The sequence below is a fragment of the Methylophaga sp. OBS3 genome (genome assembly GCF_026319325.1).
Lineage (GTDB): Bacteria > Pseudomonadota > Gammaproteobacteria > Nitrosococcales > Methylophagaceae > Methylophaga.
Genome location: NZ_JAPDMU010000001.1, coordinates 108,847 through 135,664, shown reverse-complemented (window position 1 = coordinate 135,664; position 26,818 = coordinate 108,847). Strand labels below are relative to the sequence as shown.

Below are 26,818 nucleotides of genomic sequence, written 5' to 3'. Positions count from 1 at the left end.
AGTCGCTCCTGACAGCCCTAACCAGCTTTCTGCTAGACTCGGATGTATCTCATCAGTAATGGAGTATTTATGGCCCACGAAGAGCTGCACTTAAACCTGCGTAATCTCAACCTAGACGATTACGAACAGCTCAAACAGTTAATGGATGTGGTTTACAACGATATTGGCGGTGCTTGGCCACTGACAACTATCGATGGACTTGTCAGCCAGTTTCCGGAAGGCCAAATCTGTATCGAAGACTCAGGTGAACTCATTGCTGTTGCCTTAACCGTTATGGTGAATTACGAACGTTTCAGTAATCCTCACACCTATGACGATCTCATCTTAAGTAACGAAAAAATTTGGCATAACCCAAAAGGGGATTCGTTGTACGGACTGGATGTATTTATTCATCCAGAATACCGAGGCTACCGCCTTGGTCGTCGACTATATGAAGCTCGCAAAGAACTCTGCCGTTCAATGAATTTACGGGCAATTCTCGCTGGTGGCAGGATTCCTAATTACCACAAATTCGCTAAAGAGCTGTCTCCTGCTGAATATATTCAGCAAGTATCACGTAAAGAAATTTACGACCCGATTCTGACTTTCCAATTGTCTAATGATTTTCAGGTCACACGCTTGATGCATAAGTATTTGCCTGAGGATGAAAAGTCTCTCGGTCATGCGACGCTATTAGATTGGAATAATATTCTTTATACACCGCCAGAACCGGTGGTCAGAACGCGGAAAACACAGGTTCGTCTTGGCGCGGTTCAATGGCAAATGCGGGAGTTTAGTTCGGTTGAAGAGGTACTCAAACAAGTTGAATACTTCGTCGATGCGCTTTCCGATTACAAAAGCGACTTCGCCCTTTTCCCAGAGTTTTTTAATGCGCCTTTAATGGGGCTAACTGATCAAGTTGATCAAACTCGGGCAATTCGATTTTTAGCAGGGTTTACCGAACAGTTTCGTGATGAAATGTCTGAGATGGCAGTCAGCTACAACATCAACATTATTACTGGCTCAATGCCACTTATCGAAAATGACCGGGTCTTTAATGTTTCCTATCTTTGCCATCGTGATGGTCGCGTCGAGATGCAACGCAAAGTGCATATCACACCACATGAGAAACGCGACTGGGTCATTGAAGGCGGTGATGATTTTCAGGTGTTTGACACTGATGCCGGCCGTGTTGCGATCATGATTTGTTACGACATTGAGTTTCCGGAACTTGGCCGAATCGCCGCCGATCAAAACGTCGATATCATTTTTGTACCGTATTGGACGGATACTAAAAATGCTTATCTTCGCGTGCGACATTGTGCCCAAGCACGCGCCATCGAAAACGAATGTTACGTTGCCATCACTGGTAGTGTCGGTAACTTACCCAAAGTTGAAAATCTTGATGTGCAATACGCGCAGTCATCGGTATTTTCGCCTTCTGACTTTGCTTTCCCACATGATGCGGTGATGGCCGAAACGACAGCTAATACTGAGATGATGATGTTTTCTGACTTAGATTTGGAAAAACTCAAACTGGTGAGAAATGAAGGTGCCGTCACCAACCTGAAAAACCGTCGTAAGAACCTGTATCAGTTATTGAGTAGCAAGCAACAACTCAGTTAACCATTGGTCTGCCGTTAAGCGGCCAACGATAAATAGGTTCATATACTGGTCCGTTTTCCGTGCTAACGGAGCGCATCAACACAAATTCATTGGCTGTGAAACGAATGGGTGTAAAGCTGAGTTCAGTTGTTTGCTTGGCTTTTCTCGCAATTGTGATGTGTGGTCGATAAGGACGTTGTTCCAAAGTAATACCATGCTTTTGTACAACATTTTGTAATGAATGAACTAATTTTTGTAAGGCTTGCGATTGATGTTTGGCGGTAAGACACAACACTTTAGGTTTATCCCAAAACTCAAGCACTTCAAACTGCATCGTTATGGGCGGTAAAGAGATTGCGTGGCAATCAGTAATAAGTGCCTGAATCTGACTTTGCTCAAACTGACCAATAAACACTAAGGTCTGATGCAAATTCGTTTGCGGATACAACCGTAAGCCAGCATCAGATATCTGATTCATAACCGATGTAATGGCTTGCTTGGCCTGACTGTCTGGCAATAATGCAAAAAACAGTCGTTCAGACATTAACTTTCAGCAGCAACAGGCGCAAGAACGGTTTGGTTTCGACCACGATTTTTTGCCAAATAGAGTGCATCATCGGCACGTTTTAGACAGGTTGAAACATCTTCATCGAAGATATATTCACTGACACCGATACTGACCGTCATTTGACCTTCAATGACAAAGTCATGCTGCTGAACTTGCTGACGGATTTGTTCGGCTAACTGTAAAGCACCCTGTTGAGATGTTTGCGGGCAAATAATCAAAAACTCTTCCCCGCCCCAACGGCCAACCAGATCTTGATCGCGGATCATGGCAGTTAAAAGATTAGCTACTTCTTGAATTACCTGATCACCAACGGCATGGCCATATTCATCATTAATCATCTTAAAGTTATCAACATCGATGAGCATAATGCTAAAGCTATGATGGGTAACACGGTCGGATTTTATTTCTTGATTCAAACGTTGATGCAGCCGGTAACGATTTGCAATACCCGTCAGTTGATCGTTCTGTGACATATGAGAAAGCTCAGCATTGATATGCTTTAAACGCTTATTATGTCGTTGCACAATACGATAGCGATAATACAAAACGGCTAACAAAACCAAGGCAATCAAACCCACTTGCCATATCACGGTATAGTTAACGTTAGAGTGCATCGTAACTGAAAGCCAATTTTTTAAAATCTTCTGACGCTCAAGTTCCGTGGTATCAGCAATCGCTTTGTTATAAATGCTCTGAAGTGGCATAGCATGTCGGCCAATACCAACCGACATCGCATATTGTTCGTCCAATACCCCACTAATTTTTAAATGTGAAATACCGTGTCTGAGCATTTGGTAATTAATGGTGGGGACAGTGTCGATGTAGCCGTAAACTTGGCCTTTCTCGACCAGCTTTAATCCCTCAAGCGCCGAGCTCACTTTTAATACATTAAGTTTAGGGTGACTGCGTTTGAGAATATCAATACTGGCATAGCCTTCGACCATCGCAAATTGCCTATCAACAACCTGTTCAAGATTGATAACAAATAGATTGTCAGGCTGTGTAGCTATGGCTAATGGATAAAAAATAAAAGGATCGGTAATCGCCAAATAATGGCGTCGCGCAGCGACATCTTGTGCGCTTGAGAGAATATCGCACCGGGCTGTCTGAATATATTCCAGAGATTGTGTCCAATCTTGTGTCGGCACCAGCGTAACATTGATACCTATCTTGTCAGCCCATAATTGATGGAAATCGGACATGATGCCAATGTGCTGAGCATCTTGGTCAATACCTTCATAAGGCAACCAATCTGGATCAGCACACAAACGGATCTCATAAAGCCCGGCGAGATATTGTTGCTCTTGCTCTGTAAGCGGCAATGCTTGCGCAGGTATTGCTAACAGCAATCCATGCAAAAAAATATAACTTAGTATCAACTTCCTTGTTGGCATGTGTCGTTAGCTCGTCAGTTTGTCACCCATGATCACGGATAAATACCCAGTCATCGCCTTTGGTCATTTCTTCACTAAAGCGATAACCTTCGTAATCAAATGCTTTCAGTGCTTCTGGTTCATCGATCTGTTTATCAATGATAAAACGGCTCATCAAACCACGTGCTTTTTTGGCGTAAAAACTGATCATTTTGTATTGACCATTTTTCCAGTCTTTAAATACTGGTGTGATAATTCGTGCATCTAACTTTTTGGCCTGAACCGCCTTAAAGTATTCATTAGACGCCAGATTAATCAGAATTTTATCTTGTAATGCCGCTTCTTCTGATAGCGCTTCACGGATTTGACTTCCCCAGAATTGGTACAAATCTTTTTTGCCGTTAACACCAAACTTTGTGCCCATTTCCAAACGGTAGGCCTGCATTAAATCGAGAGGTTTTAAAACACCATAAAGACCAGACAAAATACGTAGATGGGTTTGTGCAAAGTCCAAACCTTTGGCATCCAATGTTTCAGCATCAAGTCCGGTATAAACATCCCCTTTAAACGCTAAAACAGCTTGTTTGGCATTGTCTGGACTAAATGGTGTTTGCCACTCTTGATAACGAGCCACATTTAAACCAGCCAGCTTGTCACTGATTGACATCAGACTGGCGATCTCTTGAACAGAGCATTTTTTCAGACCATCAATCAATTGCTGTGATGTCTTTAAAAACGCTGGTTGGCTAAATTTTTCAGTCGTCGCCTCAGATTCAAAATCCAGCGTCTTTGCAGGCGAAATAACGGTCAGCATGATCTGCTAAATACTCCCTCAGTTTTTTGGTGTTTTGTTGTCACTGTCTTTGTCAGTGATATCTTGAAATTCAGCCTCATAGGCGGCTGTTGAATCATCTTCCTCTTCAACCACTTCGTCATAGAGTGGGTTAAACGGGAAAGGACGACGCTCATCGTTATAGGTCAGAAATAAGGTGATCTGATGAATGTACTGCGCAAGATCACGAGAAAAATTTCGAATGCCCGTGTTTGGCTCATCGGCAAATAAGGCAAACACAAATTGCACAATGACCACCACAACCAACACCATCAAGGCCATATACATAATCAGGCCAAATAACAGCATATACAGTAAGCGGATGAGCTGAGTGCGCTCACTGTTGGTTGGCGCATCTGGATGTAGTGCCATGATTTTTCTCCTTAAATATCAATCTAAGAAGTACTTTATCATTTCCCAAGCGACTCGGGATCATCCTCTATCAAATCAGCTTTGGCTAGCGCATTTAGGCACCTTTGTGGGACACTCTCTCCGTTTAAGCCAAATGAATTGATAACCATGACGGACTGGATGCGAAGCTGTCTGCAGCGGATAGATAATTTTACCGAGTTTAGCGGACGACTAATTTCTTGGTTAGTACTCGCACTGGTACTACTCACTTGTTATGACGTATTTATGCGCTATGTTTTTAATAGCGGTGCTGTCGCCTTACAAGAACTTGAGTGGCATATTTTTGCGCTGATATTTTTATTGGGTGGTGCTTATACACTCAAACATGACGGGCATGTCCGGGTTGATGTGTTTTTTAATAGCCAACGATTCACAGACCGTCAGCGTGCGTGGGTGAATATTGTCGGCATGCTGTTATTACTCACGCCATTTTGTATTTTAGTGTTAGTTAGTGCTTGGCCTTTTGTACAAAATGCTTTCTGGTATCAAGAAAGCTCACCAGACCCAGGCGGCCTTCCCTATCGTTATCTCATAAAAAGCAGCATTGTCATTGGTTTTAGTTTGTTGCTAATCCAGGGTATTGGCGAGCTATTACGCAATATTTTAGTACTTAAAGAAACGGAGGCCCGTTAATGGAAGTCTGGGCGCTGTTGATGTTTGTACTGTTATTTGCCTTATTGCTGGTGGGCTATCCAGTAGCATTTACCTTAGGGGCAATTGCCTTGCTATTTGGCAGCATCTTTTTAGGTGCCAGCTTCTTTGATTTACTTCCGCTTCGAATATGGGGTGTCATGACCAACTTTACCTTGTTGGCTGTGCCCTTATTTGTCTTTATGGGCGTCATTCTCGAAAAGTCGGGACTCGCAGAAGATTTACTGTCTACTATGGGCCGTCTTTTTGGCCGAATTCGTGGTGGTTTGGCGATTTCAGTAGTTATGGTAGGTGCACTATTAGCGGCAACCACAGGTGTTGTCGGCGCATCCGTAGTCACCATGGCAGTTATTGCTTTACCAGCCATGTTAAACCGTGGTTATGCACCAAGTTTAGCAAGTGGCACGATTGCCGCTTCTGGCACGCTGGGTCAAATCATCCCCCCTAGCATCATCCTTATTTTATTAGGTGATGTTATCGGCGTACCGGTAGGTGAATTATTTATCGGCGCGGTTATCCCCGGCATGATTCTGATTTCGCTTTATATGGCTTATATCTTTTATACCGCATGGCGAAATCCAGAAATGGCACCGGCAGTGGTTGATAATGATGCGAGTCAAGCGAACCTGCTGATTAGCGTTATCAAGAGCTTGTTGCCACCTCTGTTGCTGATTGTGGCGGTATTGGGCTCAATTTTCTTTGGTGTTGCCTCACCAACCGAATCCGCGGCTGTTGGCGCGTTGGGTGCTTTGATATTGGCGGCAATAAATAAACGGTTAAGTCTGGCAAACCTAAAAGATGCCATGGAAAAAACGACCCGCTTAACCAGCATGGTATTTTTAATTTTTATCGGCGCCACCGCTTTTGGTTTGGTATTTGTTGGTATGGGCGGTGATGATCTTATTTTAGAGATTTTCTCAAACTTACCCGGCGGTAAATGGACATTCCTGCTACTGAGTATGTTGCTGATTTTTGTCTTGGGTTTCTTCTTAGACTTTATCGAGATCTGTTTTATTGTTGTGCCAGTTCTGGCACCTGTAGCAATGGTATTGGGTCTTGACCCACTGTGGTTTGCCTTGCTGATTGCAATGAACCTACAAACCTCATTTTTGACGCCGCCATTTGGTTTCTCACTGTTTTATTTAAAAGCCAGTGCGCCGCCAAGCCTCAAGCTTGCGTCAATTTATAAGGGCATCGTGCCGTTTGTTGCGATTCAAATTTTGGTATTAGGTCTGCTGATTGCATTCCCAGATATCAGCTTGTGGTTACCGTCAAAAATTCAATAATCAGGCATTATCAAATCGAATCGGTGTCACCTCATCGATTGCTGATTTACCAAGCTGCAACATAAATAACCTATCAAGGCCCAGGGCGACCCCAGAACAAGCTGGTAAGCCCTGTTGCATTGAAGCAAGCAGGTTATGGTCAATTGGCATGACTGGTAAGCCTTGCTCTTCGCGATATTGATTGTCTCGCTCAAAGCGCTTTGCCAACACCTCTGCATCTAGTAATTCATCATAGCCATTGGCCAACTCAACACCGCCAACATAGACCTCGAATCTTGCGGCAACCTGTTCGCATTGTGAATTCTGATAGGTTTTAGCTAGCTGTGCCTGACTCACCGGAAAGTCATAGACCATAACGGGACTTTTGCCTTGAACAAAAGTTGGCTCAACGATTTCACTCATCAATAACTCTAACCAAGCATCACGATCATTAGTCCACTCTTTCGTAACGCCTTTTATATGCGTCATTGCTAGCTGGCAAAGCGTATCTGTCGGCACAGCAAAAACATCAATATTCAGTGTTTGCTGAAAAGCTTGTTGATAGGAAATACGTTGTGCAGGTTGGCTATCAAGAATGCGTTGTAATAGCTCATCAACCTCATCCATTAATGCTTCTAAAGTGAAATCAGGTCGATACCATTCCAGCATCGTAAATTCAGGACTATGTACTCGCCCAGCCTCACCATTTCGAAATACCGGACATATTTGATAGATAGCGCCACTCCCAGCCGCTAACAGCCGTTTCATGGCAAATTCTGGGGATGTGTGTAGGTAAAGTGGTTGTTGGCTTGTGCCCTGATTAAAAGCCGTTGAAAAGCTATCTAAATAAGGCGCTGTCGGTGCCGAATGGGATAACACCGGCGTCTGAACTTCAAGGACTTCTCTTTGGGCAAAAAAAGAACGGACAGCGTTGTTCAGTGCTGCCCGTTTTTTTAGTAATGCAGGTGTTTCGCTTGGTAATAACATTTAATGCTAACGAATGTTATTCCAAAAGACTGATTAGTCTTTAGCACGCTCTACGTATGATGCAGAACGCGTATCAACACGTAAAACTTCACCGATTTCGATAAACAGTGGTACACGCACAACCGCACCTGTTTCTAAAGTAGCTGGTTTACCGCCACCACCAGAAGTATCACCACGCACGCCTGGATCAGTTTCAGTAACAGCCAGATTGACGAAATTTGGCGGTGTAACCAACAATGGTGAGCCGTTCCACAGAGTTACTGTGTAGGTGTATTGCTCTTTTAACCAATCTTTTGATTCAGTGATCGCATTCGCATCAGCGGCATACTGTTCGAAAGTGGTTGGATCCATAAAGTGCCAGAACTCACCATCGGTGTATGAATACTCTAATTCCATCTCAACAACGTCAGCGCTTTCAACTGTATCGTTTGATTTGAAAGTACGCTCGTTTACACGGCCAGTTTTCAAGTTGCGGAATTTAACCCGGTTAAAAGCTTGCCCTTTACCCGGCTTAACAAATTCATTTTCAATGATGCTGCAAGGATCGCCATCCAGCATGAATTTCAATCCGCCTTTAAATTCATTGGTACTATAAGTTGCCATGCAAACCTCTTTTAAGGGACGATCGTCGCCTGTTACTCAAAATAAAGCGCACTATGATACCGCAATCCAACGCCGCCGTAATCTTTACTGATTGGCAACAAGAACTCGCAAACTGCATTAGTGATCCAAGCGAATTACTGCGCCGTTTGGGCCTTGATAAGCAGCTTGAAGCGCTTGATGCTCAAGCTTTAAAAGCTTTTCCATTGCGGGTAACAGAAAGTTATTTAAATAAAATGCAGTATGGAGATATCGCTGATCCGTTATTACGTCAGGTATTTCCATTAACCGATGAAGGCATTCCAGCTGAAGGTTACATGATGGATCCGGTCGGTGATCACCAAGCTGTCAGTAATCCCGGCGTATTACAAAAGTATCAGGGTCGCGCTTTGCTTTTAACCACTGGCGCATGTGCGATTCATTGTCGCTACTGTTTTCGTCGGCACTTTCCGTATAGCAACAGCAATCCCTTAGCCAGCCAATGGCAGGAAACATTGGCCGCATTACGCGCTGATATCAGTATTAGCGAAGTGATTTTAAGTGGCGGAGACCCGTTAGCGCTAAGTGATCTTAAGCTCGGCAATATGATTAACGACTTATCGTCAATTCCACATGTAAAACGTCTAAGAATTCATACTCGACTGCCACTGGTTTTACCTAAACGCATTACCAATAAATTACTCGCGAGCTTAAAAGAAACACGTTTACGGGTAGTTATGGTTATCCATGCGAATCATGGCAATGAAATAGACACTGAAACAGTAAAAGTATTAAGCCAATTGCGTGAAGTGGGTTGTGACTTATTAAATCAGGCAGTACTGCTTAAAGGTGTCAATGATGATGCTGAAACGTTGATTTCGCTCAGTGAACGCCTGCATGAGGCTGCGGTGTTGCCCTACTATCTTCACCTGCTTGATAAAGTTCAGGGCGCACAACACTTTGATGTTTCCCAATTACAGGGCGAGCAACTCATTGCCACAATGCGCGCTGCCCTGCCGGGTTATTTGGTGCCTAGACTGGTTCGCGAGATTGCAGGCGAATCCAGTAAAACCATTATTGTTTAATTAGGCTTTCTGACTTGCTTTACCACGTTTAGACATTGGAACGTACTCACGCTCTTCATGGCCAACATAAATCTGTGTAGGGCGATAAATACGGTTATTAGCAATTTGCTCACGCCAATGTGCTAACCAACCTGCGCTACGGGCAACTGCAAACAATGCCGTGAACTGGTCTTCAGGAATACCCATCTCTGAGTACAAAATACCCGAGTAGAAGTCGACGTTAGGGTAAACGCCTTTATGACCCAATCTGTCAGCACAAACTTCTTCAAGCTTCATGGCGATTTCGAACATTTCATCCAAATGGCCGCCGCGCTCTTCAATTAATTGTGTCGTCAGTTTATGCAGGATTGTGGCACGTGGATCTTTAACTTTGTACTCACGATGGCCCATTCCCCAGATAACTTCTTTGTTAGCCAGTTTCTTATCAACCCAGGCTTCAACATTTTGCGGTGAGCCAATTTCTTGCAGCATACTGACAACACGCTGGTTAGCACCGCCATGTAAAGGACCAGACAAGGTACCAATCGCTGCAGAAATAACGCTATAAGGAGACGCTAAAGTTGAACCTGCAACCAACGCTGCAAAAGTTGAGGCATTCAATGTGTGTTCAGCATGCAAAATCAAGCACACATCCATGATTCGCGCCATCAAGGTATCAGGCTCTTTACCAGTAAACATGTACAACAAGTTTTCGGCAACAGACAAATCATCACGTGGATTAATCGGGTCATAACCATGGCGCATGTGTTGCCACATGGCGACCAAAGGTGCCATTTGCGCGATGATATTCACGGTCATGTTACGAACGTAATCGATATCTTCACAGCTATCTGCATCGGTCAGGCATTCCGTACCCGGATAGAACATGCCCAGACTGGAAACTGCTGTTTGCAGCATATCCATAGGATGACCGGTATGCGGGAAATGACGCATCATTTCACGGATGTGATATTTGATTCGGTAATTTGAACGAAGTTGTTTTGAAAAGCGATTTAGATTGGCTTTGGTTGGTAACTCACCATCCAACAATAGCAGCGTCGTTTCTTCAAAAGTGCTGTTGGTTGCCAATGTTTCAAGCGGATAACCACGGTAACTAAGGATACCTTTTTCACCATCAATAAAAGAAATCGCTGACTTGGTGGCAGGCACGCCTTCCAGACCGGGTAAAAAATCGCTCATGTAAACCTCGTGTTTTCTTCCAGAGAGTGGAAATTACTCAATAGCAGGCATTATACCTGCTCAATCCATTGACGCCATCCCGCACATGATTACGGCAGTGAAATGTTAGCCCAAGATATCGGCCCAGATGTTTTCTGCCCAACCTTGGGCATATCTTGCTTCTTGTTCATTTGCTTCGGCAGACACACCGCCGCCGTCCATGGTTAACATTTCTTTTGCCTCAGCATCGAAGCGATACACATTAGCAACATGCATGGCCTGCTTCTCACTGACAAAGCTATAACAGGTATTACTAAATACCGGTTCGGCATTCGGTGTTTGCTCACGTAATAGACTGATTACTGCTGCCGCACAAACCTTGGCTTGTTGGTTAGCAATATGTCCGGATTTTGGCGTTTTTGCTGCAACAGCATCACCAATGACATGGACATTTGCGACAGCTGTTGACTCATAACTACGAAAATCAACATCACACCAACGGTTATCAATATTAATAACACCGGCCATCTCGGCAACTTTACCCGCTAATTGCGGCGGTATCACGTTTAAAACATCCGCCTGATAGGTATCAAACAACGTTTCAATCTTGAGGGAAGCAACATCAACATGTTCAACCGCACTGGTCGGAATATATTCAATTAGTCCCGAATAAAGCTGCTCCCAGGCATTAGTAAACAAGCCTTTTTTGGAGACAATGTCGGGGTTTGCATCTAAAACTAGTAACTTTCCAGTCGGGTTATGACGCTTTAAATGGAGCGCTATCTGACAAGCACGTTCATAGGGGCCGGGTGGACAGCGATATGGACCGCTGGGAATCGTCATTACAACTGTGCCGCCTGTAGGCATAGATTCAAGCTGCTGATGTAAAAGAGTAGTTTGTGGGCCTGCTTTCCAAGCATGAGGCACTTTTTGCTGCGCCTCCACGCTTGCCAGCATCGGTAATTGGTCGTAATTAAATGCGATACCCGGAGCGATGATGAGTCTGTCGTAATGAAATTTATCACCCGAATTGACGACCACTTGGCGTTTATCGGTATCAATACCGGTAACGATATCTTGTACCCAGCTAATAGATGGATTTGCGGCTAGCTTGTCGTATTGGCGAGTTAACTCATTTATCGTCCGACTACCACTCAATACCAGATTACTTTGTGGACAAGAAACAAAAGCCTTGTTTGGTTCGATAACGGTAATATCAATATCTGGCGCCCACATCGACATATAGCGTGCTGCTGTGGCACCAGCAAAACCACCGCCGATGACGACAACTTTGGCTTTATTTACCGATTTTGAACACGCATTTAAACCAAAAGGGAGAGCAGCTACCGCACTACCTGCAGCGGTCATTTGTAGAAAGCGACGACGATTGCTTTGCATCAACGAACTCCCCCACGTTGGGTCAGGCGACAAAATCTCCTGCGGCCTGTAAATCAGCATGATACGACGAGCGTACCATAGGACCACTGGCAACTTGTTCAAAGCCTAATGATTTTGCATAAGCAGCTAGATCAGCGAACTCTTCAGGCGTAACAAAACGCTCGACTGGCAAATGATGACGGCTTGGCTGCAGATATTGGCCTAGGGTCAACATGCGGCATCCATGTTCACGTAAGTCACGTAACACCGCTTTTACTTCTTCAATGGTTTCACCTAACCCCAACATTAGCCCAGACTTTGTCGGCACATTAGGATGCGCTTGTTGGAAGCGTTGGATTAAATCTAAAGACCAATCGTAATCAGAACCTGGTCTCACCGCTTTGTATAAACGTGGAATCGACTCAAGATTGTGATTGAAAATATCAGGCGGATTATCAGCCAGAATTTCTAGTGCAGCATCCATACGTCCACGGAAATCAGGCACCAAAACCTCAATACGCGTTTCTGGAGACTGGTGACGAATTTCACTGATACAACGCGAAAAATGTCCGGCGCCACCATCACGTAAATCATCACGATCAACTGAGGTCACCACAACATGTTTTAAACGCATGGCGGCGATAGTTTTAGCCAGATGCTCTGGCTCATTTTCATCTAATGGGTCTGGTCGACCATGAGCCACATCACAAAATGGGCAGCGACGGGTGCAGATATTCCCCATGATCAAAAACGTGGCGGTACCATGTGTAAAACATTCACCTAAATTTGGGCATGATGCTTCTTCACATACGGTATGCAGATTGTGCTCACGCAGCATCGATTTGATACGTTGCACTTCGGGATGTCCTTGTGCCTGAGCCCGGATCCAAGTGGGTTTGCGCTTAGGTTCTGAAGGCACAACTTTGATGGGGATACGTGAAACTTTCGACTCGCCTTTCAGCGCTTTAACATCACGTTTTGGAGTGTTCTGTGTCATCTTAAACCTTTGCCAACTGCGCTTGTAGCGCGGCGCTAAATCGTGTTTTTGCATCTGCCATTGTTAGCGAAATAGCCAACTGACGACAATCAGTCACCGCCATACCGGCATAACCGCAGGGGTTTATCCGGTTAAATGGCGACAAGTCCATATCTATATTAAAACTGACACCATGATAACAGGCGCCGTTTTTGACTCTTAGACCAAGGGCTGCAATTTTAGCATGATCAACATAGACACCTGGCGCATCAGCTCTAGCATTTGCCTCAATACCAAACTCAGCTAAGACATCAATCACACTATTTTCAAGGATCGATACCATTTGCCGAACCCCAACACCTAACCGACGTAAATCAAACAAGGTATAGCCGATTAACTGGCCTGGCCCATGGTAAGTCACTTGCCCACCGCGATCAGTCTCAACAACCGGAATATCGTCAGTATTAAGGAGATGTTCGTGTTTACCATTACGGCCAAGGGTAAATACCGGCGAATGCTCTGATAACCACAACTCATCTTCAGTGGTTGCTTGTCTTGCATCGGTAAATGCCAACATATCCTGCCAAATTGGCTGGTAAGGTTGGCTTCCCAAATCACGAATGATCATTACAGCGCGTATTTGACTCGTGCTTCGTCAGTAAGATCCTGATAAATAGCATCAAGTTGTGCTTTACTTGTCGCCTCAAAAGTCACCGTGACCGACGTATATTTACCCCCCGAACTCTGGCGTGTATTGACGGCATTTTCAGCAAGTGCAGGCACATGGCGCAAAACAATTTCAACAACTAGGGCATCGAAGTCTTCACTACTCTCCCCCATCGCTTTAACAGCATATTGGCAGGGAAATTCAAGTAGTGTTTCTGGTTGTTCAGGCGTGGTCATTGTAATACCTCGCTTTTAAATTCTTGAAAACGTTGATGAAGATTTTGCCATACGTTCCCAGGTTTACCTGTACCGACCATCTGGCCATCTACACGCGTTACCGGCAATAACTCTTTGGTTGAACTACTGATCCAGACTTCATCAGCCGCTTTAAGCTCTTCATGACTGGCATAACGTAATTGCACGTTAATACCTGCCTGTTCAGCCAATTCTAAAACCAAGTCACGGGTAATGCCCGGTAAAATCTGGTTACCACTCGGTGCGGTAATAATTTCGCCATTAACAACTATATAAGCGTTACTTGCAGCGCCTTCTGTCAACGCACCATCACGAAGTAACAGCGCTTCTTGCGCACCAGCTTCCTGTGCACGTTGTTTTAATAAACAATTGGCAAGCAAGGCAATTGCTTTAATATCACAGCGCTGCCAACGAATATCATCTAGTGTGATGACTTCAACACCATTTTGATGCCAGCTTTCAGCAACAGGTTTTAATGGGTTGCTCATCATAAAAACCCCGGGGATAACCGTTGCTGGAAAAATATGGTCTCGTTGCGGCGCACTACCACGAGTTACCTGCAGGTAAACCGACTGGTCGCCCCCCCCATTTTTATCAACTAACTCCGCAATTAATGCTGACCAACCAGCATTATCAAACGGACTTTTGATCTCAATTTCCGCAAGACTACGTTGCAAACGAGCCAAGTGACCTTCGAGTAAAAATGCCTGCCCACGATAAACAGGGATCACTTCATAGACGCCGTCACCAAAAAGGTAACCCCGATCCATGGCTGACACTTTGGCATCTTCGGCCGCCATAAAGCGACCATTTAAATACACTTCAGGCACGCAATTAACCCCAAATTAACAGCAAAATGCTGTCAATCAAACGATGCCACCAGCTACCTTTTTCAACATCTTTCAAGGCAACCAATTTTTGTGTGGTGATAACTTCTTCACCTAAACGTACTTCAACTTCACCGAGCTCAGTACCGGCTGTAATTGGTGCAATCATTGGTTGTTGTAAATTACTGATAGCTTCAAGCTCTTTATACTGACCACGTGGAACAGTGACATAAAAACCTTCTGCTAGACCTAAATCAATGGATTTAGCATCACCTTTCCAGACTTTACTTTCAGTAATTTTTTCGCCGGCTGCATACAGCTGGTGTGTTTCAAAGAAACGGAAACCATAATTAAATAATTTCTGAATTTCTTGTGCACGAGCATTTTCACTACGTGTACCCAAAACAACAGCGATTAAACGCATGCCATCGCGCTTAGCTGAAGCAGATAAACAAAAACCTGCTTCTTCGGTATGACCAGTTTTTAAACCATCAACACTGTTATCACGCCACAGTAATTTATTACGGTTATGTTGCGTAATACCGTTATAGGTAAATTCTTTATCTGAATACCATTTGTAATGTTCAGGGAAGTTTCTGATCAGTGCCGAAGACATGATCGCAATATCTCGTGCCGTTGTGTAATGCTCAGGATCAGGCAAACCTGTCGCATTCATAAAATGCGTGTTCACCATACCCAGTTGTTGGGCGTACTGATTCATCATTTGAGCGAAAACTTCTTCACTACCGGCAATATGTTCCGCTAATGCAACAGCTGCATCATTACCTGATTGAATGATCATGCCGCGTAATAAAGCTTCAACCGGCACTTTCGTACCGACTTCAATAAAGCTGCGTGAACCAATCATTCGCCATGCATTTTCACTGATGCTGACTTCATCATCTAATTTGATATTGCCAGCCTCTAACTCATTGGCAATTACATAAGATGTCATCAACTTCGTGATACTTGCCGGCGGTAAACGCTCTTCCGAGGCATTCTCCGCCAGTACTTTGCCACTATCGTGATCCAATAAAATATATGACGATGCTGCAATCGTCGGTGCAACCGGATTAGGGACAACTGCACCAGCAAAGCTGGTGGTACTGACAGTCAAAATGGCTGCAGAGGCAAGTAGATTTTTGAACAATTTGATCATGCTAACTCTCAATTAATTGGTCTGTTGTTCGGTGATCATCTGTGTTTCATTAAAACCCAGACTAAGTAAGCGTTCAGCTATTTTTTGGCCTGCTTCGACGCTAGCTAAAGGCCCAACACGAACGCGATAAACAGAATTACCTTCATGTGAAAAAGGTTTGATCTGCACACGTTCGCTAATTTCTTGTTGAATACGATGTTTAATTTGTTCGGCTTTAGCCAATGTACTAAATGCACCGACTTGTAAAAAAGTCGCCAAATTTTCTAACGTATTATTTTGCAAAGCGACTTGTTGCGGCGCTTTTACCGTTTGTTTTGCTGCTTTTTGTTCAACATCAATGGCACGGACTTCGACTCGACCGGTACCTTTTGCGGTGATACCCAATTTTGTGGCGGCACTATACGATAAATCAATTAAGCGATCACCATGAAATGGGCCACGATCATTGATTTTTACAATTACTTTTCTGCCATTATCTAAATTGGTCACTTCTGCATAAGATGGCAACGGCAATGTTTTGTGCGCTGCTGTCATTTTATACATGTCGTAAAGCTCACCACTTGAGGTACGGCGGCCATGAAATTTATTCCCGTACCAAGAAGCAATACCTCGCTCTACGTAACCCTTATGTGAGGCAAGTGTGTAATACCGCTTACCAAACACTTCATAACTTGCCGGATTACCATATTTACTTCGAGGTTCCACTTTAGGAACAGCATCTCGCATTTGCTCAGCACTTGGCGTCGTTGTAGGAGCGCTATCTTGTACTTCCGTGACACTAGTACAAGCCACAAGCCATAAAACGCCACAGCTTACCAGAGCTAGGTTTAACGCTCTAAGAATCATTGAGTGCGCTCATACCGTGCACGAATCGCTTCAGATAACTCGACTACCGCTTTGGCATACATACGACTGTGATTATAACGTGTAATCGCATAAAAGTTTTGGCGTCCCAGCCACAGTTCTTCGCCATTACGCTGCGTTAATGAAAACACATTAAACAACTCAGCACCTGCTGGTAATTCAGCCAAAGACAAACCTGAAGCTTCGGCTTCAGCACGATTCACAGAGGGTTTTAATCCACGCTCGATCAAGGCTTCAGGCATATCACCCGTAGCACTTGTTGGATGTAAAATCGTTTCACCCGGCTGCCAGCCATGTTCTTTTAAATAATTTGCGATACTGCCAATCGCGTCAGCTGGATTGGTCCAAATATCACGATGCCCATCATGATCAAAGTCGACGGCATAAGCTCGGTAGCTACTTGGCATAAACTGGCCAAGCCCCATTGCCCCGGCATAAGAACCCACTGGTTCTAATGGTGGCATTTTTTCTTCACGGGTCAGAATTAAAAAGTTTTTTAACTCACTACGGAAGAATGGACTGCGTGGTGGATATTGGAAAGCCAAAGTGGATAAGGCATCAATGACACGGAAACTGCCCATATTGCCACCAAAGCGCGTTTCAACACCTAAGATAGCCAGGATAATTTCTGCAGGCACACCATAGGTCTGCTCTGCTGCTTTTAGTGTGTCGGCATGTTTTACCCAAAAATCAGCCCCCGCATTAATACGTGCTTGGTCCATGAAAATATTACGATATTCATACCAAGGCTTTGCCTTTTCGGCAGGTCTGGCGATAGCTTTTAAAATGCTTTCTTTGACTTCTACTTCGGCAAAAGCAGCTCGCAGTTCATTCGCATCAAACTGATGCTCAGTCACCATTTCATCAATAAAAGCATCCAAGCCAGGCAAATCAGGTTCGGCCCAGGCAAGCTGGCTGAAAAACGTTAACGCAGGTAACAAAATCAGACTTCTCACGGTGACATCATCCTCCGATGGGTGTGTATGGACATCAGGATACCGAAGCTCGCTAACAAGGTCACCATGGAGGTTCCCCCGTAACTAATCAACGGTAAAGGCACGCCAACAACTGGTAGTAAACCACTGACCATGCCGATATTGACAAAGACATAGACCAAGAAAGTAATCGCAAGACTCCCAGCTAAGAGACTGCCAAAGCTGGTTTGTGCTTGCGAAGCGATATAAAGACCACGTGCCGTAATCATTAAATACAACATGATCAATAGGACAACGCCGATGAGCCCAAATTCTTCAGCAATGACCGCAAAAATAAAGTCTGTTGATCTTTCAGGTAAAAATTCAAGGTGAGACTGAGTTCCCTGTAGCCAACCTCGTCCACTTAGACCGCCACTACCAATGGCAATTTTTGATTGGATGATGTGGTAGCCAGCACCTAAAGGATCATTTTCTGGATTTAAAAATGTGAGTACCCGCCGACGCTGATAATCATGCATGTTAAACCACAACAATGGCGCCGCCGCGGCACAAGTCATGATGAAGCTGATGATGACTTTCCATGGTATACCAGCCAAGAAAATAACAATCAGTCCTGAGCTGGCAATCAATAGTGCTGTTCCCAAGTCGGGCTGTTTGGCAATTAATACGGTGGGAATGGCAATAATAACCATAGCCATGACCAAGCGGAAAAATGATGGCGCTAATGGTCTTTCAGATAGATAGGCTGCAACTAACAATGGCACAGCAATCTTCATGATTTCTGATGGCTGAAACCGCATAAAACCTAGATCTAACCAGCGCTGCGCACCTTTACCTATCGCCCCGAACAGAAGTACAGCGACCAACAACAACAAACCAAAGCCATATGCCCAATAGGCTAAATTTCGTAACCTGTCGGGGTGTATCTGTGCGATGACAAACATAATGACAAACGCAATCGACATACGAATGGCTTGGCGAATTGACAGCCCAAAATCTTGACCGCCTGAGCTATACAAAACGATCATACTGACTGTCAGTAAGGTTAATAAACCCAGCATTAACCAACCATCAAGGTGCGTATTTTGTAGCCAATACGTGAAAGGCCGGTGCGAGCGGCGACGCGGTTGGTTTAATAACTCACTCACCGGTTACCTCCCTAGGCGCAGTCGCCTCATCATCAGTTTCATCAATGACCATTTCAGCTTCAATACCAAAATATTCCTCGATCATTTTTTGGGCGATAGGTGCAGCGACTTTACTACCACTCCCCCCATTTTCGACTACAACGGCGACGGCAAATTCAGGATTATCCGCTGGCGCAAAAGCAACAAACAAAGCGTGATCGTGTAATTTCTTTTCTAAAGTCTCAGCATCATATTTTTCATCTTGGGCGATACCAAAAACCTGTGCGGTACCGGTTTTACCCGCCATGCGAAATGGCATTTTCTCGGTAATATGGCGGGCTGTTCCGCGCTGACCATGCACAACTTCAATCATTGAATCCACTACCAGCTGCCAATTATTAGCGTCTTGCATTGGCAACGTTTCAGGTGGTTGCGTCGGCATTAATTGCAGTTCTTCTTGACCACTCGTTCGGCTAGCACGTACCAAGGTTGGTTTATTCATCGTACCGCGCATAGCCAAGACTGACGTCGCATGGGCAAGTTGGAGTGGCGTGGTTTGGTTAAAACCTTGTCCTATACCTGCAATTAACGTCTCCCCCGGAAACCAAGCCTGATTACGACTATTTCTTTTCCACTCACTTGATGGTAATAAACCACCACTTTCATTTGGAATATCAACGCCCGTTTTCCGACCAAAGCCAAACATATCCAGAAAGGTATGCATGCGATCTATGCCCAGCGCGTGAGCGAGATCGTAGAAATAAACGTCACAAGATTGTGCCATTGCATCAATAGCATCCATATGGCCATGACCAGAATGCTTCCAACAACGATAGCGATGAGAATGACCGGGCAATGAATACCAACCAGGGCAATACGTTTTAGTGTGTTCAGTCACAACACCGAGCTCTAAACCCGCTAATGCCACAAAAGGCTTGAGGGTCGACCCCGGCGGATAATGACCACGCAATGCTCGGTCATATAGTGGTCGCTCTGGCGAATCCCGCAGCTCTGCGTAGTCTTTGATACTTATACCCGAAACAAATAAATTGGGATCAAAGTCTGGCTGGCTAACCATTGCTAAAATGCCGCCATTTCTTGGGTCCATCGCGACCACAGAGCCGTTATAACCGGTTAATGCTTCAACAGCCGTACGTTGTAAGCCAATATCCAAATGTAGATACAAATCTTGGCCAGGCTGAGAGGCAACACTTCTTAGCTCTCTAACAGTTCGTCCTTGAACATTGGTTTCTACTTGTCGATAACCGACCGTACCATGCAACAAATCTTCATATTGTTTTTCGATACCCGTTTTACCGATCTGCAAAGTACCTTTGTAGTTTTGCTGATCAATCACCAACAAATCCTGCTGATTAATACGCCCAACATAACCAACAGCATGGGCAAATAAAGCCCCTTGCGGGTAATGACGAATTAATCTACCAACAACATCAACACCCGGAAAACGGTGCCGATTAACAGAAAACCGAGCAACTTCTTCCTCTGTTAACTGATAACGTAATGTTACCTGTTCAAAACTTCGCTGCTGTTTTAAACGTTCTCTGAACTTCTCAAGATCTTCTCCGGTAAGCCCTAAAAGTTCTGTTAATGCTTCAATCGTTTCCGCCATATTGGGTACTTTTTCAGGTACCAGTTCTAGCGTGAAGGTAGGCATGTTTTCAGCTAAAACCACGCCATTTCGGTCAAAAATCAGGCCGCGTTGTGGTGGTAACGGCTCAATATCGACGCGGTTTTTATTAGATAACGAGTCGAAATGTTCGTATTCAACGACTTGTAATACGACAAGACGGACTGTGACTCCGATGAAAAGTAATAAGGAGAAAATGGCAGCAAATAACAGTCTGGCATTTACCAACCGCCGCTCGCGAAGATGATCTTTTAATGCTAAGTGCGAATTTATCGCCATTAACTCACCTGAAAACTACGACGAATTTTCCGTAATACGGCATACACAATTGGCCACAATATAGTACTGACAACAGCAGGCATCCAAATGTGCCAACCACTGGTCATTGGTGCATTTAACATCGACACCACATGCACCAAGAAGACTAAAGATAAAATCGTGAAAGCCTGTTGCCACAACGGATACTGTCTTAACTGCAAGTGAAATCTAGCGACCAAAAAAATTGCCATTGCATAGGCAAATGAGTGAATACCTAATTGCGAACCGGTGGTGATGTCCATCACTAGACCGGTAAACCATGCGACACCGATACTCACGCGTTGTGGTAAAGCCATTGCCCAGTAAATCAGCGTCATGACCACAAATTCTGGACGCGCCAATCTGAGTGCATCTGGCAACGGTAAAATCATTAAAACAATCGCAATCAGCAAAGTGACATAAATCACCCAAATCTGTTGAGGACGCGTATTAATTGCCATTGTTAACTGCACCTTCAGAAGTTGTCTCAGGCGCTACTTCTTGCGTTGATTCTGACTCTGGTGAGGGTAATGATTGCTGTTCGGTAATATCACCAAGCGGCACCCCAGGAATAGGCTCACCATCAAGGCCAATAGCAGGCTCTTGGATAGATAAATCAATTTTTTCACCCGGTAATACCAGCATTAATTCACGGCTGGTGCCTAACTGAGCAGCAGGTTGTACAGAAATTTGAGCAAATGATTTACCTGGTGGAAACTCAACAGACATTACGCGCCCAACCGGATACCCCACGGGGAAACGTCCGCCTAACCCAGAAGTAACTAACCAGTCACCCTCGCGAATATCAGCATTGTGCGGCAGAAACTCAACTTGTAATGGTTCACTCAAGCCACGACCAGTCACCACAGCACGAAGGCCGTTTCGTACGACTTGTACCGGCAAGCTATGACTTGGATCAGTGAGTAACACCACACGGCTTGATAGTTGACTTACCTCAGCAACTTGCCCCATAACACCGCGGGCATCTAAAACGGGTTGGCCTTCATACACACCAAATTGATTACCCTTATCAATAATGACGTGCTGGTAAAACGGATCTAGATCAACGCTTAGTAACTCAGCGATTTGCACACGTTCTTGTAAGCGGAAAGAGGAACCTAGTAGCTCACGAAGGCGCATGTTCTCACGCTCAAGCGCCTGCATCCGTTGCATACGAACGTTTTGCGTTAAGGCTTGCGCTTCCAGAACGGTAATGCGCTCACGCAAATCATCACGGCTCTGGAATAAGTCTTTAACCCAATCACCAAGTGAACTTGGCATCGCAGCCAGACTTTGAATGGGGTATACCGCTGTCGCCATTACTGAGCGCACTGGTTTGAAATAATCCAGACGCGCATCCATCAGAAATAACAGCAAAGAAAACACCACCGCCAGCAACATGCGGGTATTTATCGATGGAGTTTGTGTAAATAACGGTTTAATAGCGCTTCCCCAAAATGAAGAGACCTTCGCACATGCCTGCCATCTGCAAAGGTCTCAATTCATCAGGCTGATTGTGGTTTATTCAAAAGTGAAAACGTCGGTCCCCCGCTCGTCAATCAGCTCAAGTGCCCGGCCACCACCACGTGCGACACAAGTTAATGGATCTTCGGCTACGATTGCTGGCAAGCCAGTTTCTTCAATCAGCAGACGATCTAAGTCTTTTAATAACGCGCCACCACCGGTTAATACGATACCGCGCTCGGCGACATCAGCACCCAACTCAGGCGGTGTTTGCTCAAGTGCTGTTTTCACAGCAGCAACGATACCTGACAATGGGTCCTGTAATGCTTCAAGAATTTCATTACTGTTTAAGGTAAAGCTGCGTGGAATACCTTCGGCCAAGTTACGACCACGAACTTCCATTTCACGAACCTCATTACCTGGGTACGCAGAACCAATTTCTTTCTTAATTTTCTCAGCGGTTGATTCACCAATTAAGGTGCCGTAGTTACGACGCACATAATTGACGATCGCCTCGTCGAATAAGTCACCACCAATACGAACCGAAGCTGAATACACAATACCATTCAATGAAATGATTGCGACCTCAGTGGTACCACCACCGATATCTAAGACCATTGAACCACTTGCTTCTTCAACTGGCATACCTGCACCAATTGCTGCCGCCATTGGCTCTTCGATCAAGAAAACATCACGGGCACCTGCACCTGCTGCTGATTCACGAATCGCGCGGCGTTCTACTTGAGTTGAACCACAAGGGACACAAACCAAAACGCGTGGACTTGGTTTCAGGAAACGACCTTCGTGAACTTTACGAATAAAATGCTGGAGCATTTTTTCCGTCACGGTGAAGTCTGCGATAACACCATCTTTCAATGGTCTAATGGCAGTAATATTACCCGGTGTGCGACCCAGCATTCGTTTGGCTTCAGCACCTACTGCGGCGATAGAACGAGGACCACCCGGTCCTTTATCCTGTCGAATTGCCACCACTGAGGGTTCGTCCAAAACAATGCCTCTGCCACGAACATATATCAAAGTATTGGCCGTACCGAGATCAATAGACAGATCGTTGGAGAAAAGACCACGTAAGCGCTCGAACATTGAAAAAACCACTTCAGGAAAGGCAAAAACGCTACTTTAGCAATCGCAAGGTCTGTTGGGCAAGCGCGTAATCATTTAAACTTCACACTTTCGTTTAAAAATGCAAATTTTGGAACCGTCGATGAGTTTAGAAAAAGCCGATGTTGAGAAAATCGCCTATCTGGCAAGACTTGCCATTGATGAGGCAACTATCCCTGACTATGCCCGTGACTTAAACAATATCCTGACACTGGTTGAACAAATGAGTGCTGCGGATACCGATGGTATCAGCCCAATGGCGCACCCTTTAGATGCCAAGCAACGGTTACGTGAAGACACTGTCAGCGAAACTGACCAGCGTGACGCTTTCCAAGCTATCGCGCCGAAAACAGAGGCTGGTGTATATCTAGTCCCTAAAGTCATCGAATAAACAGGCACAATATGCATAACAAATCGCTCAAACAACTTTCTGATGCCTTGCAACAAGGCGAAATTAGCAGTGTTGATTTAACCCAACACTTCTTAGATCGCATTAATAAACATAATGGCGAGTTAAATGCCTTTATCAGCGTGACTGATGAACTAGCGTTAGCACAGGCCAAAGCTGCTGATGAACGTTTACAAGCTAAAACAGCAGGTCCCTTAACCGGGATTCCGCTGGCGCACAAAGACATTTTCTGCACCAAAGGTATTCGCACTAGCTGTGCATCGAAAATGCTGGATAAATTCGTTGCGCCATATGATGCCACTGTCGTTGAAAAGCTGAATGCAGCGGGCATGGTGACATTGGGTAAAACCAACATGGATGAGTTTGCGATGGGCTCATCAAATGAAACCAGTTTTTATGGTCCAGTTAAAAATCCTTGGGATACAGGCCGTGTACCAGGTGGTTCATCTGGTGGTTCTGCGGCTGCGGTTGCAGCACGTTTAGCACCCGTTGCTACAGGTACAGATACTGGCGGCTCAATTCGTCAACCATCATCTTTGTGCAATTTAACTGGTCTGAAACCGACTTACGGTCGTATTTCACGCTACGGCATGATTGCTTTTGCTTCTAGCCTTGATCAAGCTGGACCAATGGCCAACAGCGCAGAAGATGCAGCTTGGTTAATGAACGTGATGTCTGGTTTTGATGAACGCGACTCCACCAGCGTCGAACGTGACGTCCCAGATTACACAGCGACCTTGAACGATTCTTTAGAAGGTCTAACCATTGGTCTACCCAAAGAATATTTCGGTGAAGGCTTAGATCCAAAAGTTGCTGCGACTGTTGAAGCGGCAATTAAGTCATACGAAGCAATGGGCGCGAAGCTGAAAGAAATCACCTTGCCGAATACGGCGTTAGCTGTACCCACTTATTATGTAGTTGCTCCAGCCGAATGTTCTTCAAACCTGTCTCGTATGGATGGCGTACGTTTTGGCCACCGCGCTGAAGATCCTAAAGATTTGATGGATTTGTATACCCGCTCACGTGGTGAAGGTTTCGGTGATGAAGTGAAACGTCGCATAATGATTGGTACTTATGCGTTGTCTGCTGGATACTACGATGCTTATTACATAAAAGCGCAACAATGCCGCCGCTTGATCCGTGATGACTTTTTACGCGCTTTCGAAGAAGTCGACGTCATCATGGGACCAACTGCAACGAATCCTGCATTCCGCTTCGGTGAGAAGACTAACGACCCAGTCGCTATGTATCTGGAAGATATCTTCACTATCAACACTAATCTTGCAGGCTTACCAGGCATGTCTATCCCTGCAGGTTTTGTTGATGGTTTACCAGTCGGTTTACAAATCATTGGTAACTATTTCGATGAAGCACGCTTATTGAATGTCGCACATCGTTACCAACAAGAAACGGATTGGCATCAACAGATTCCAAAAGCGTTTCAATAAACAATCAAAGGGGCGAAAGCCCCTTTTTTATCGCTAAAGCCTCAGCAACTACGGGCCTCGTTTTGCTGAAAAATTCTGCTATTCTTGCAGCCAAACCGCCTGATAGAAGGAATTCAGATGAAAGCCGCAGAACTGTTTGTGAAAGCGCTGGAAAATGAAGACGTCAAATACATCTTTGGTATCCCTGGTGAAGAGAACCTTGATGTCATGGATGCCTTATTGGACTCCCCCATCCAGTTTATTACCACGCGCCATGAACAAGGTGCTGCTTTTATGGCCGATGTTTATGGACGTTTAACAGGTAAAGCCGGTGTCTGTATCGCGACATTGGGACCAGGCGCAACCAATCTCATTACCGGCGTTGCTGATGCCAATATGGACCATGCACCACTCATTGCCATTGCTGGCCAGGCTTCAACCCGCCGACTTCACAAAGAATCCCATCAGGTATTGGATTTAGAAGCCATGTTTTTGCCGGTGACTAAATACGCAACCCGTATTGTCAGTCCCGAGGTTATCCCCGAAATCGTTCGTAAAGCTTTTAAAGTCGCGCAAACCGAAAAAACTGGCGCTTGTTTTATAGAGTTTCCCGAAAACATTGCGGAAATGGAAATTAACGACAAGCCTCTCCGTGTAAAAAATGCGACACCACCGGAGCCTGCAGCAGAACATTTAGAACGTGCTGCCGAAATTATTTCTAATGCACAAAACCCCATCATCTTGGCGGGTAATGGTGTGGTGCGTTCTCATGCCGCCAAGGCACTTGCTGACTTTGCTGAGCAACTAGGCATTCCAGTTGCCAATACGTTTATGGCTAAAGGGGTTATTCCGTTTCGCCATCCCATGTCATTAGGCAGTGTTGGCTTGCAATCAAATGATTATGTGAACACGGGGTTTGCTAATGCCGATGTCATCATTTGCGTTGGTTACGACATGGTCGAATATCACCCCTATTTGTGGCACCCGACACGCGACCGTACATTAATTCATATAGATACAACCCATGCCGAAGTCGATGCGTATTACAGTGTTGTTGTCGGTGTGATTGGTAATATCAATCACAGTTTGAATCGCCTTGCCGCATTAACCTCACCGCATAAAGGTCAGGCAATGCGCACTTTACGCGACAGTCTGATTAAAGAAATGAATCAGCATCGTGATGACACTGAGTTTCCGGTAAAACCACAAAAAATCATCTGGGATCTGCGCACAGCCATGGATCTGGAAGATATTGTAATTTGTGACGTTGGCGCCCATAAAATGTGGATGTCACGGATGTTCCGCTGTGAGTACCCCAACACCTGCATCATTTCCAATGGCTTTGCCAGTATGGGGATTGCTGTTCCCGGTGCGATTGCCGCAAAACTGGCTTATCCACATCGTAAAGTTGTCGCAGTCACGGGCGATGCTGGCTTTTTGATGAATTCCCAAGAAATTGAAACTGCAATGCGTCTCAATATTCCCATTGTTATTTTGATCTGGAATGACGCAAGTTATGGCCTTATCGAATGGAAACAGCAAAACCAGTTTGGCCGAACCAGTCACGTCACCTTCACTAACCCAGATTTTGTACAATACGCGCAATCATTTGGCGCTGTTGGTGTCAGAATTGAACGTACTGATGATTTGATGCCTGAATTACAGGCCGCGTTAGCACGAGATACAGTGACCGTCATCGACTGCCCTGTTGATTATCGTGAGAACCTGAAATTAACAGAACAACTTGGACAATTAACGAGCCCTAGCTAAAC

Annotated in this window: 27 protein-coding genes; 7 read left to right on the top strand and 20 right to left on the bottom strand. The window is 44.9% G+C overall.

The genetic code is table 11. From position 1 onward, the window contains the following. The first annotated feature begins 69 nt into the window (after positions 1-69). Entirely contained in the window at positions 70-1,605 is a 1,536-nt protein-coding gene (locus OMP94_RS00705; protein ID WP_266274886.1) for a carbon-nitrogen hydrolase family protein, read from the top strand. On the opposite strand, the gene thpR is transcribed toward OMP94_RS00705, so the two are convergent. The 4 genes from thpR to OMP94_RS00685 are packed head-to-tail and all read right to left on the bottom strand — an operon-like array spanning position 1,598 to position 4,729. Then, positions 1,598-2,128 carry an RNA 2',3'-cyclic phosphodiesterase gene (gene thpR / locus OMP94_RS00700; RefSeq protein WP_266274884.1) on the bottom strand — a complete coding sequence of 177 codons (531 nt, stop codon included), beginning with the start codon at positions 2,126-2,128 and terminating at the stop codon, positions 1,598-1,600. The genes OMP94_RS00705 and thpR overlap by 8 nt on opposite strands. Beyond that, positions 2,128-3,546, bottom strand: coding sequence for a diguanylate cyclase (locus OMP94_RS00695; protein ID WP_266274882.1), 1,419 nt, complete (start codon positions 3,544-3,546; stop codon positions 2,128-2,130). Before OMP94_RS00695 ends, thpR begins: the two co-directional genes overlap by 1 nt. 22 nt (positions 3,547-3,568) lie before the next feature. Next, positions 3,569-4,339, bottom strand: a complete 771-nt coding sequence (yaaA, locus tag OMP94_RS00690) for a peroxide stress protein YaaA (RefSeq protein WP_266274880.1) — start codon at positions 4,337-4,339, stop codon at positions 3,569-3,571. A gap of 18 nt (positions 4,340-4,357) precedes the next feature. Beyond that, positions 4,358-4,729, bottom strand: coding sequence for a DUF4389 domain-containing protein (locus OMP94_RS00685; protein WP_266274878.1), 372 nt, complete (start codon positions 4,727-4,729; stop codon positions 4,358-4,360). Between the two features lie 147 nt (positions 4,730-4,876). On the opposite strand from OMP94_RS00685, the gene OMP94_RS00680 reads away from it, so the two are divergent. Both OMP94_RS00680 and OMP94_RS00675 read left to right on the top strand, forming a co-directional pair. Then, complete coding sequence (locus OMP94_RS00680) at positions 4,877-5,401, top strand: TRAP transporter small permease subunit (protein ID WP_266274876.1); 525 nt, start codon at positions 4,877-4,879, stop codon at positions 5,399-5,401. Beyond that, positions 5,401-6,705, top strand: coding sequence for a TRAP transporter large permease (locus OMP94_RS00675; RefSeq protein WP_266274874.1), 1,305 nt, complete (start codon positions 5,401-5,403; stop codon positions 6,703-6,705). Before OMP94_RS00680 ends, OMP94_RS00675 begins: the two co-directional genes overlap by 1 nt. Here the strand turns inward: OMP94_RS00675 and epmA are convergent, their stop codons facing one another. Next, complete coding sequence (gene epmA / locus OMP94_RS00670) at positions 6,706-7,671, bottom strand: EF-P lysine aminoacylase EpmA (protein WP_266274872.1); 966 nt, start codon at positions 7,669-7,671, stop codon at positions 6,706-6,708. A gap of 33 nt (positions 7,672-7,704) precedes the next feature. Then, positions 7,705-8,274: an elongation factor P gene (gene efp, locus OMP94_RS00665; protein ID WP_266274870.1), complete on the bottom strand. Its 570-nt coding sequence runs from the start codon at positions 8,272-8,274 to the stop codon at positions 7,705-7,707. Positions 8,275-8,327: 53 nt separating this feature from the next. On the opposite strand from efp, the gene epmB reads away from it, so the two are divergent. After that, complete coding sequence (gene epmB, locus OMP94_RS00660; RefSeq protein WP_266274868.1) at positions 8,328-9,335, top strand: EF-P beta-lysylation protein EpmB; 1,008 nt, start codon at positions 8,328-8,330, stop codon at positions 9,333-9,335. Here epmB and OMP94_RS00655 read toward each other — a convergent pair whose 3' ends face one another. The 14 genes from OMP94_RS00655 to OMP94_RS00585 all read right to left on the bottom strand — a co-directional run bounded on the left by OMP94_RS00655 (position 9,336) and on the right by OMP94_RS00585 (position 23,192). Continuing rightward, positions 9,336-10,514, bottom strand: coding sequence for a citrate synthase (locus tag OMP94_RS00655; protein WP_266274866.1), 1,179 nt, complete (start codon positions 10,512-10,514; stop codon positions 9,336-9,338). A gap of 105 nt (positions 10,515-10,619) precedes the next feature. Then, positions 10,620-11,891, bottom strand: a complete 1,272-nt coding sequence (locus OMP94_RS00650) for an NAD(P)/FAD-dependent oxidoreductase (protein ID WP_266274864.1) — start codon at positions 11,889-11,891, stop codon at positions 10,620-10,622. 22 nt (positions 11,892-11,913) lie between these two features. Next, complete coding sequence (gene lipA, locus OMP94_RS00645) at positions 11,914-12,867, bottom strand: lipoyl synthase (protein ID WP_266274860.1); 954 nt, start codon at positions 12,865-12,867, stop codon at positions 11,914-11,916. Between the two features lies 1 nt (position 12,868). Further along, on the bottom strand, positions 12,869-13,474 hold the full coding sequence (gene lipB, locus OMP94_RS00640) for a lipoyl(octanoyl) transferase LipB (RefSeq protein WP_266274858.1): 606 nt from the start codon (positions 13,472-13,474) through the stop codon (positions 12,869-12,871). Beyond that, positions 13,474-13,749 (bottom strand): YbeD family protein, encoded by a 276-nt coding sequence (locus OMP94_RS00635; RefSeq protein WP_266274856.1) that lies wholly within the window; start codon positions 13,747-13,749, stop codon positions 13,474-13,476. The genes lipB and OMP94_RS00635 overlap by 1 nt, the downstream gene beginning before the upstream one ends. Then, positions 13,746-14,597 carry a D-amino-acid transaminase gene (dat, locus tag OMP94_RS00630; RefSeq protein WP_266274854.1) on the bottom strand — a complete coding sequence of 284 codons (852 nt, stop codon included), beginning with the start codon at positions 14,595-14,597 and terminating at the stop codon, positions 13,746-13,748. Before dat ends, OMP94_RS00635 begins: the two co-directional genes overlap by 4 nt. A gap of 4 nt (positions 14,598-14,601) precedes the next feature. Continuing rightward, entirely contained in the window at positions 14,602-15,753 is a 1,152-nt protein-coding gene (locus OMP94_RS00625) for a D-alanyl-D-alanine carboxypeptidase family protein (protein WP_266274851.1), read from the bottom strand. Between the two features lie 12 nt (positions 15,754-15,765). Beyond that, positions 15,766-16,599, bottom strand: a complete 834-nt coding sequence (locus OMP94_RS11295) for a septal ring lytic transglycosylase RlpA family protein (RefSeq protein ID WP_323135045.1) — start codon at positions 16,597-16,599, stop codon at positions 15,766-15,768. After that, complete coding sequence (mltB, locus tag OMP94_RS00610; RefSeq protein WP_266274849.1) at positions 16,596-17,573, bottom strand: lytic murein transglycosylase B; 978 nt, start codon at positions 17,571-17,573, stop codon at positions 16,596-16,598. The genes OMP94_RS11295 and mltB overlap by 4 nt, the downstream gene beginning before the upstream one ends. Next, positions 17,570-18,700, bottom strand: a complete 1,131-nt coding sequence (rodA, locus tag OMP94_RS00605; RefSeq protein WP_266274847.1) for a rod shape-determining protein RodA — start codon at positions 18,698-18,700, stop codon at positions 17,570-17,572. The genes mltB and rodA overlap by 4 nt, the downstream gene beginning before the upstream one ends. Then, the gene (gene mrdA / locus OMP94_RS00600; RefSeq protein WP_266274845.1) at positions 18,693-20,606 is read right to left on the bottom strand and encodes a penicillin-binding protein 2; all 1,914 of its coding nucleotides are present in this window, start codon (positions 20,604-20,606) and stop codon (positions 18,693-18,695) included. The genes rodA and mrdA overlap by 8 nt, the downstream gene beginning before the upstream one ends. Next, on the bottom strand, positions 20,606-21,085 hold the full coding sequence (gene mreD / locus OMP94_RS00595; RefSeq protein WP_266274840.1) for a rod shape-determining protein MreD: 480 nt from the start codon (positions 21,083-21,085) through the stop codon (positions 20,606-20,608). Before mreD ends, mrdA begins: the two co-directional genes overlap by 1 nt. Next, positions 21,075-22,010, bottom strand: coding sequence for a rod shape-determining protein MreC (mreC, locus tag OMP94_RS00590; protein ID WP_416240441.1), 936 nt, complete (start codon positions 22,008-22,010; stop codon positions 21,075-21,077). Before mreC ends, mreD begins: the two co-directional genes overlap by 11 nt. A 135-nt stretch (positions 22,011-22,145) precedes the next feature. Next, positions 22,146-23,192 carry a rod shape-determining protein gene (locus OMP94_RS00585; RefSeq protein ID WP_266274838.1) on the bottom strand — a complete coding sequence of 349 codons (1,047 nt, stop codon included), beginning with the start codon at positions 23,190-23,192 and terminating at the stop codon, positions 22,146-22,148. Positions 23,193-23,313: 121 nt separating this feature from the next. On the opposite strand from OMP94_RS00585, the gene gatC reads away from it, so the two are divergent. From gatC to OMP94_RS00570, 3 genes are all read left to right on the top strand, one after another. Beyond that, the gene (gene gatC, locus OMP94_RS00580) at positions 23,314-23,601 is read left to right on the top strand and encodes an Asp-tRNA(Asn)/Glu-tRNA(Gln) amidotransferase subunit GatC (RefSeq protein WP_266274836.1); all 288 of its coding nucleotides are present in this window, start codon (positions 23,314-23,316) and stop codon (positions 23,599-23,601) included. 11 nt (positions 23,602-23,612) lie between these two features. After that, entirely contained in the window at positions 23,613-25,067 is a 1,455-nt protein-coding gene (gatA, locus tag OMP94_RS00575) for an Asp-tRNA(Asn)/Glu-tRNA(Gln) amidotransferase subunit GatA (protein WP_266274834.1), read from the top strand. Between the two features lie 117 nt (positions 25,068-25,184). Then, positions 25,185-26,816 carry an acetolactate synthase large subunit gene (locus OMP94_RS00570; protein ID WP_266274832.1) on the top strand — a complete coding sequence of 544 codons (1,632 nt, stop codon included), beginning with the start codon at positions 25,185-25,187 and terminating at the stop codon, positions 26,814-26,816. Positions 26,817-26,818: the final 2 nt, after the last annotated feature.

Excerpts from the sequence above, each read along its gene's own strand:
- OMP94_RS00705 (WP_266274886.1), top strand. The coding sequence starts at position 70 with ATGGCCCACGAAGAGCTGCACTTAAACCTGCGTAATCTCAACCTAGAC.
- thpR (WP_266274884.1), bottom strand. The coding sequence starts at position 2,128 with ATGTCTGAACGACTGTTTTTTGCATTATTGCCAGACAGTCAGGCCAAG.
- OMP94_RS00695 (WP_266274882.1), bottom strand. The coding sequence starts at position 3,546 with ATGCCAACAAGGAAGTTGATACTAAGTTATATTTTTTTGCATGGATTG.
- yaaA (WP_266274880.1), bottom strand. The coding sequence starts at position 4,339 with ATGCTGACCGTTATTTCGCCTGCAAAGACGCTGGATTTTGAATCTGAG.
- OMP94_RS00685 (WP_266274878.1), bottom strand. The coding sequence starts at position 4,729 with ATGGCACTACATCCAGATGCGCCAACCAACAGTGAGCGCACTCAGCTC.
- OMP94_RS00680 (WP_266274876.1), top strand. The coding sequence starts at position 4,877 with ATGACGGACTGGATGCGAAGCTGTCTGCAGCGGATAGATAATTTTACC.
- OMP94_RS00675 (WP_266274874.1), top strand. The coding sequence starts at position 5,401 with ATGGAAGTCTGGGCGCTGTTGATGTTTGTACTGTTATTTGCCTTATTG.
- epmA (WP_266274872.1), bottom strand. The coding sequence starts at position 7,671 with ATGTTATTACCAAGCGAAACACCTGCATTACTAAAAAAACGGGCAGCA.
- efp (WP_266274870.1), bottom strand. The coding sequence starts at position 8,274 with ATGGCAACTTATAGTACCAATGAATTTAAAGGCGGATTGAAATTCATG.
- epmB (WP_266274868.1), top strand. The coding sequence starts at position 8,328 with ATGATACCGCAATCCAACGCCGCCGTAATCTTTACTGATTGGCAACAA.
- OMP94_RS00655 (WP_266274866.1), bottom strand. The coding sequence starts at position 10,514 with ATGAGCGATTTTTTACCCGGTCTGGAAGGCGTGCCTGCCACCAAGTCA.
- OMP94_RS00650 (WP_266274864.1), bottom strand. The coding sequence starts at position 11,891 with ATGCAAAGCAATCGTCGTCGCTTTCTACAAATGACCGCTGCAGGTAGT.
- lipA (WP_266274860.1), bottom strand. The coding sequence starts at position 12,867 with ATGACACAGAACACTCCAAAACGTGATGTTAAAGCGCTGAAAGGCGAG.
- lipB (WP_266274858.1), bottom strand. The coding sequence starts at position 13,474 with ATGATCATTCGTGATTTGGGAAGCCAACCTTACCAGCCAATTTGGCAG.
- OMP94_RS00635 (WP_266274856.1), bottom strand. The coding sequence starts at position 13,749 with ATGACCACGCCTGAACAACCAGAAACACTACTTGAATTTCCCTGCCAA.
- OMP94_RS00625 (WP_266274851.1), bottom strand. The coding sequence starts at position 15,753 with ATGATCAAATTGTTCAAAAATCTACTTGCCTCTGCAGCCATTTTGACT.
- OMP94_RS11295 (WP_323135045.1), bottom strand. The coding sequence starts at position 16,599 with ATGATTCTTAGAGCGTTAAACCTAGCTCTGGTAAGCTGTGGCGTTTTA.
- mrdA (WP_266274845.1), bottom strand. The coding sequence starts at position 20,606 with ATGGCGATAAATTCGCACTTAGCATTAAAAGATCATCTTCGCGAGCGG.
- mreD (WP_266274840.1), bottom strand. The coding sequence starts at position 21,085 with ATGGCAATTAATACGCGTCCTCAACAGATTTGGGTGATTTATGTCACT.
- OMP94_RS00585 (WP_266274838.1), bottom strand. The coding sequence starts at position 23,192 with ATGTTCGAGCGCTTACGTGGTCTTTTCTCCAACGATCTGTCTATTGAT.
- gatC (WP_266274836.1), top strand. The coding sequence starts at position 23,314 with ATGAGTTTAGAAAAAGCCGATGTTGAGAAAATCGCCTATCTGGCAAGA.
- gatA (WP_266274834.1), top strand. The coding sequence starts at position 23,613 with ATGCATAACAAATCGCTCAAACAACTTTCTGATGCCTTGCAACAAGGC.
- OMP94_RS00570 (WP_266274832.1), top strand. The coding sequence starts at position 25,185 with ATGAAAGCCGCAGAACTGTTTGTGAAAGCGCTGGAAAATGAAGACGTC.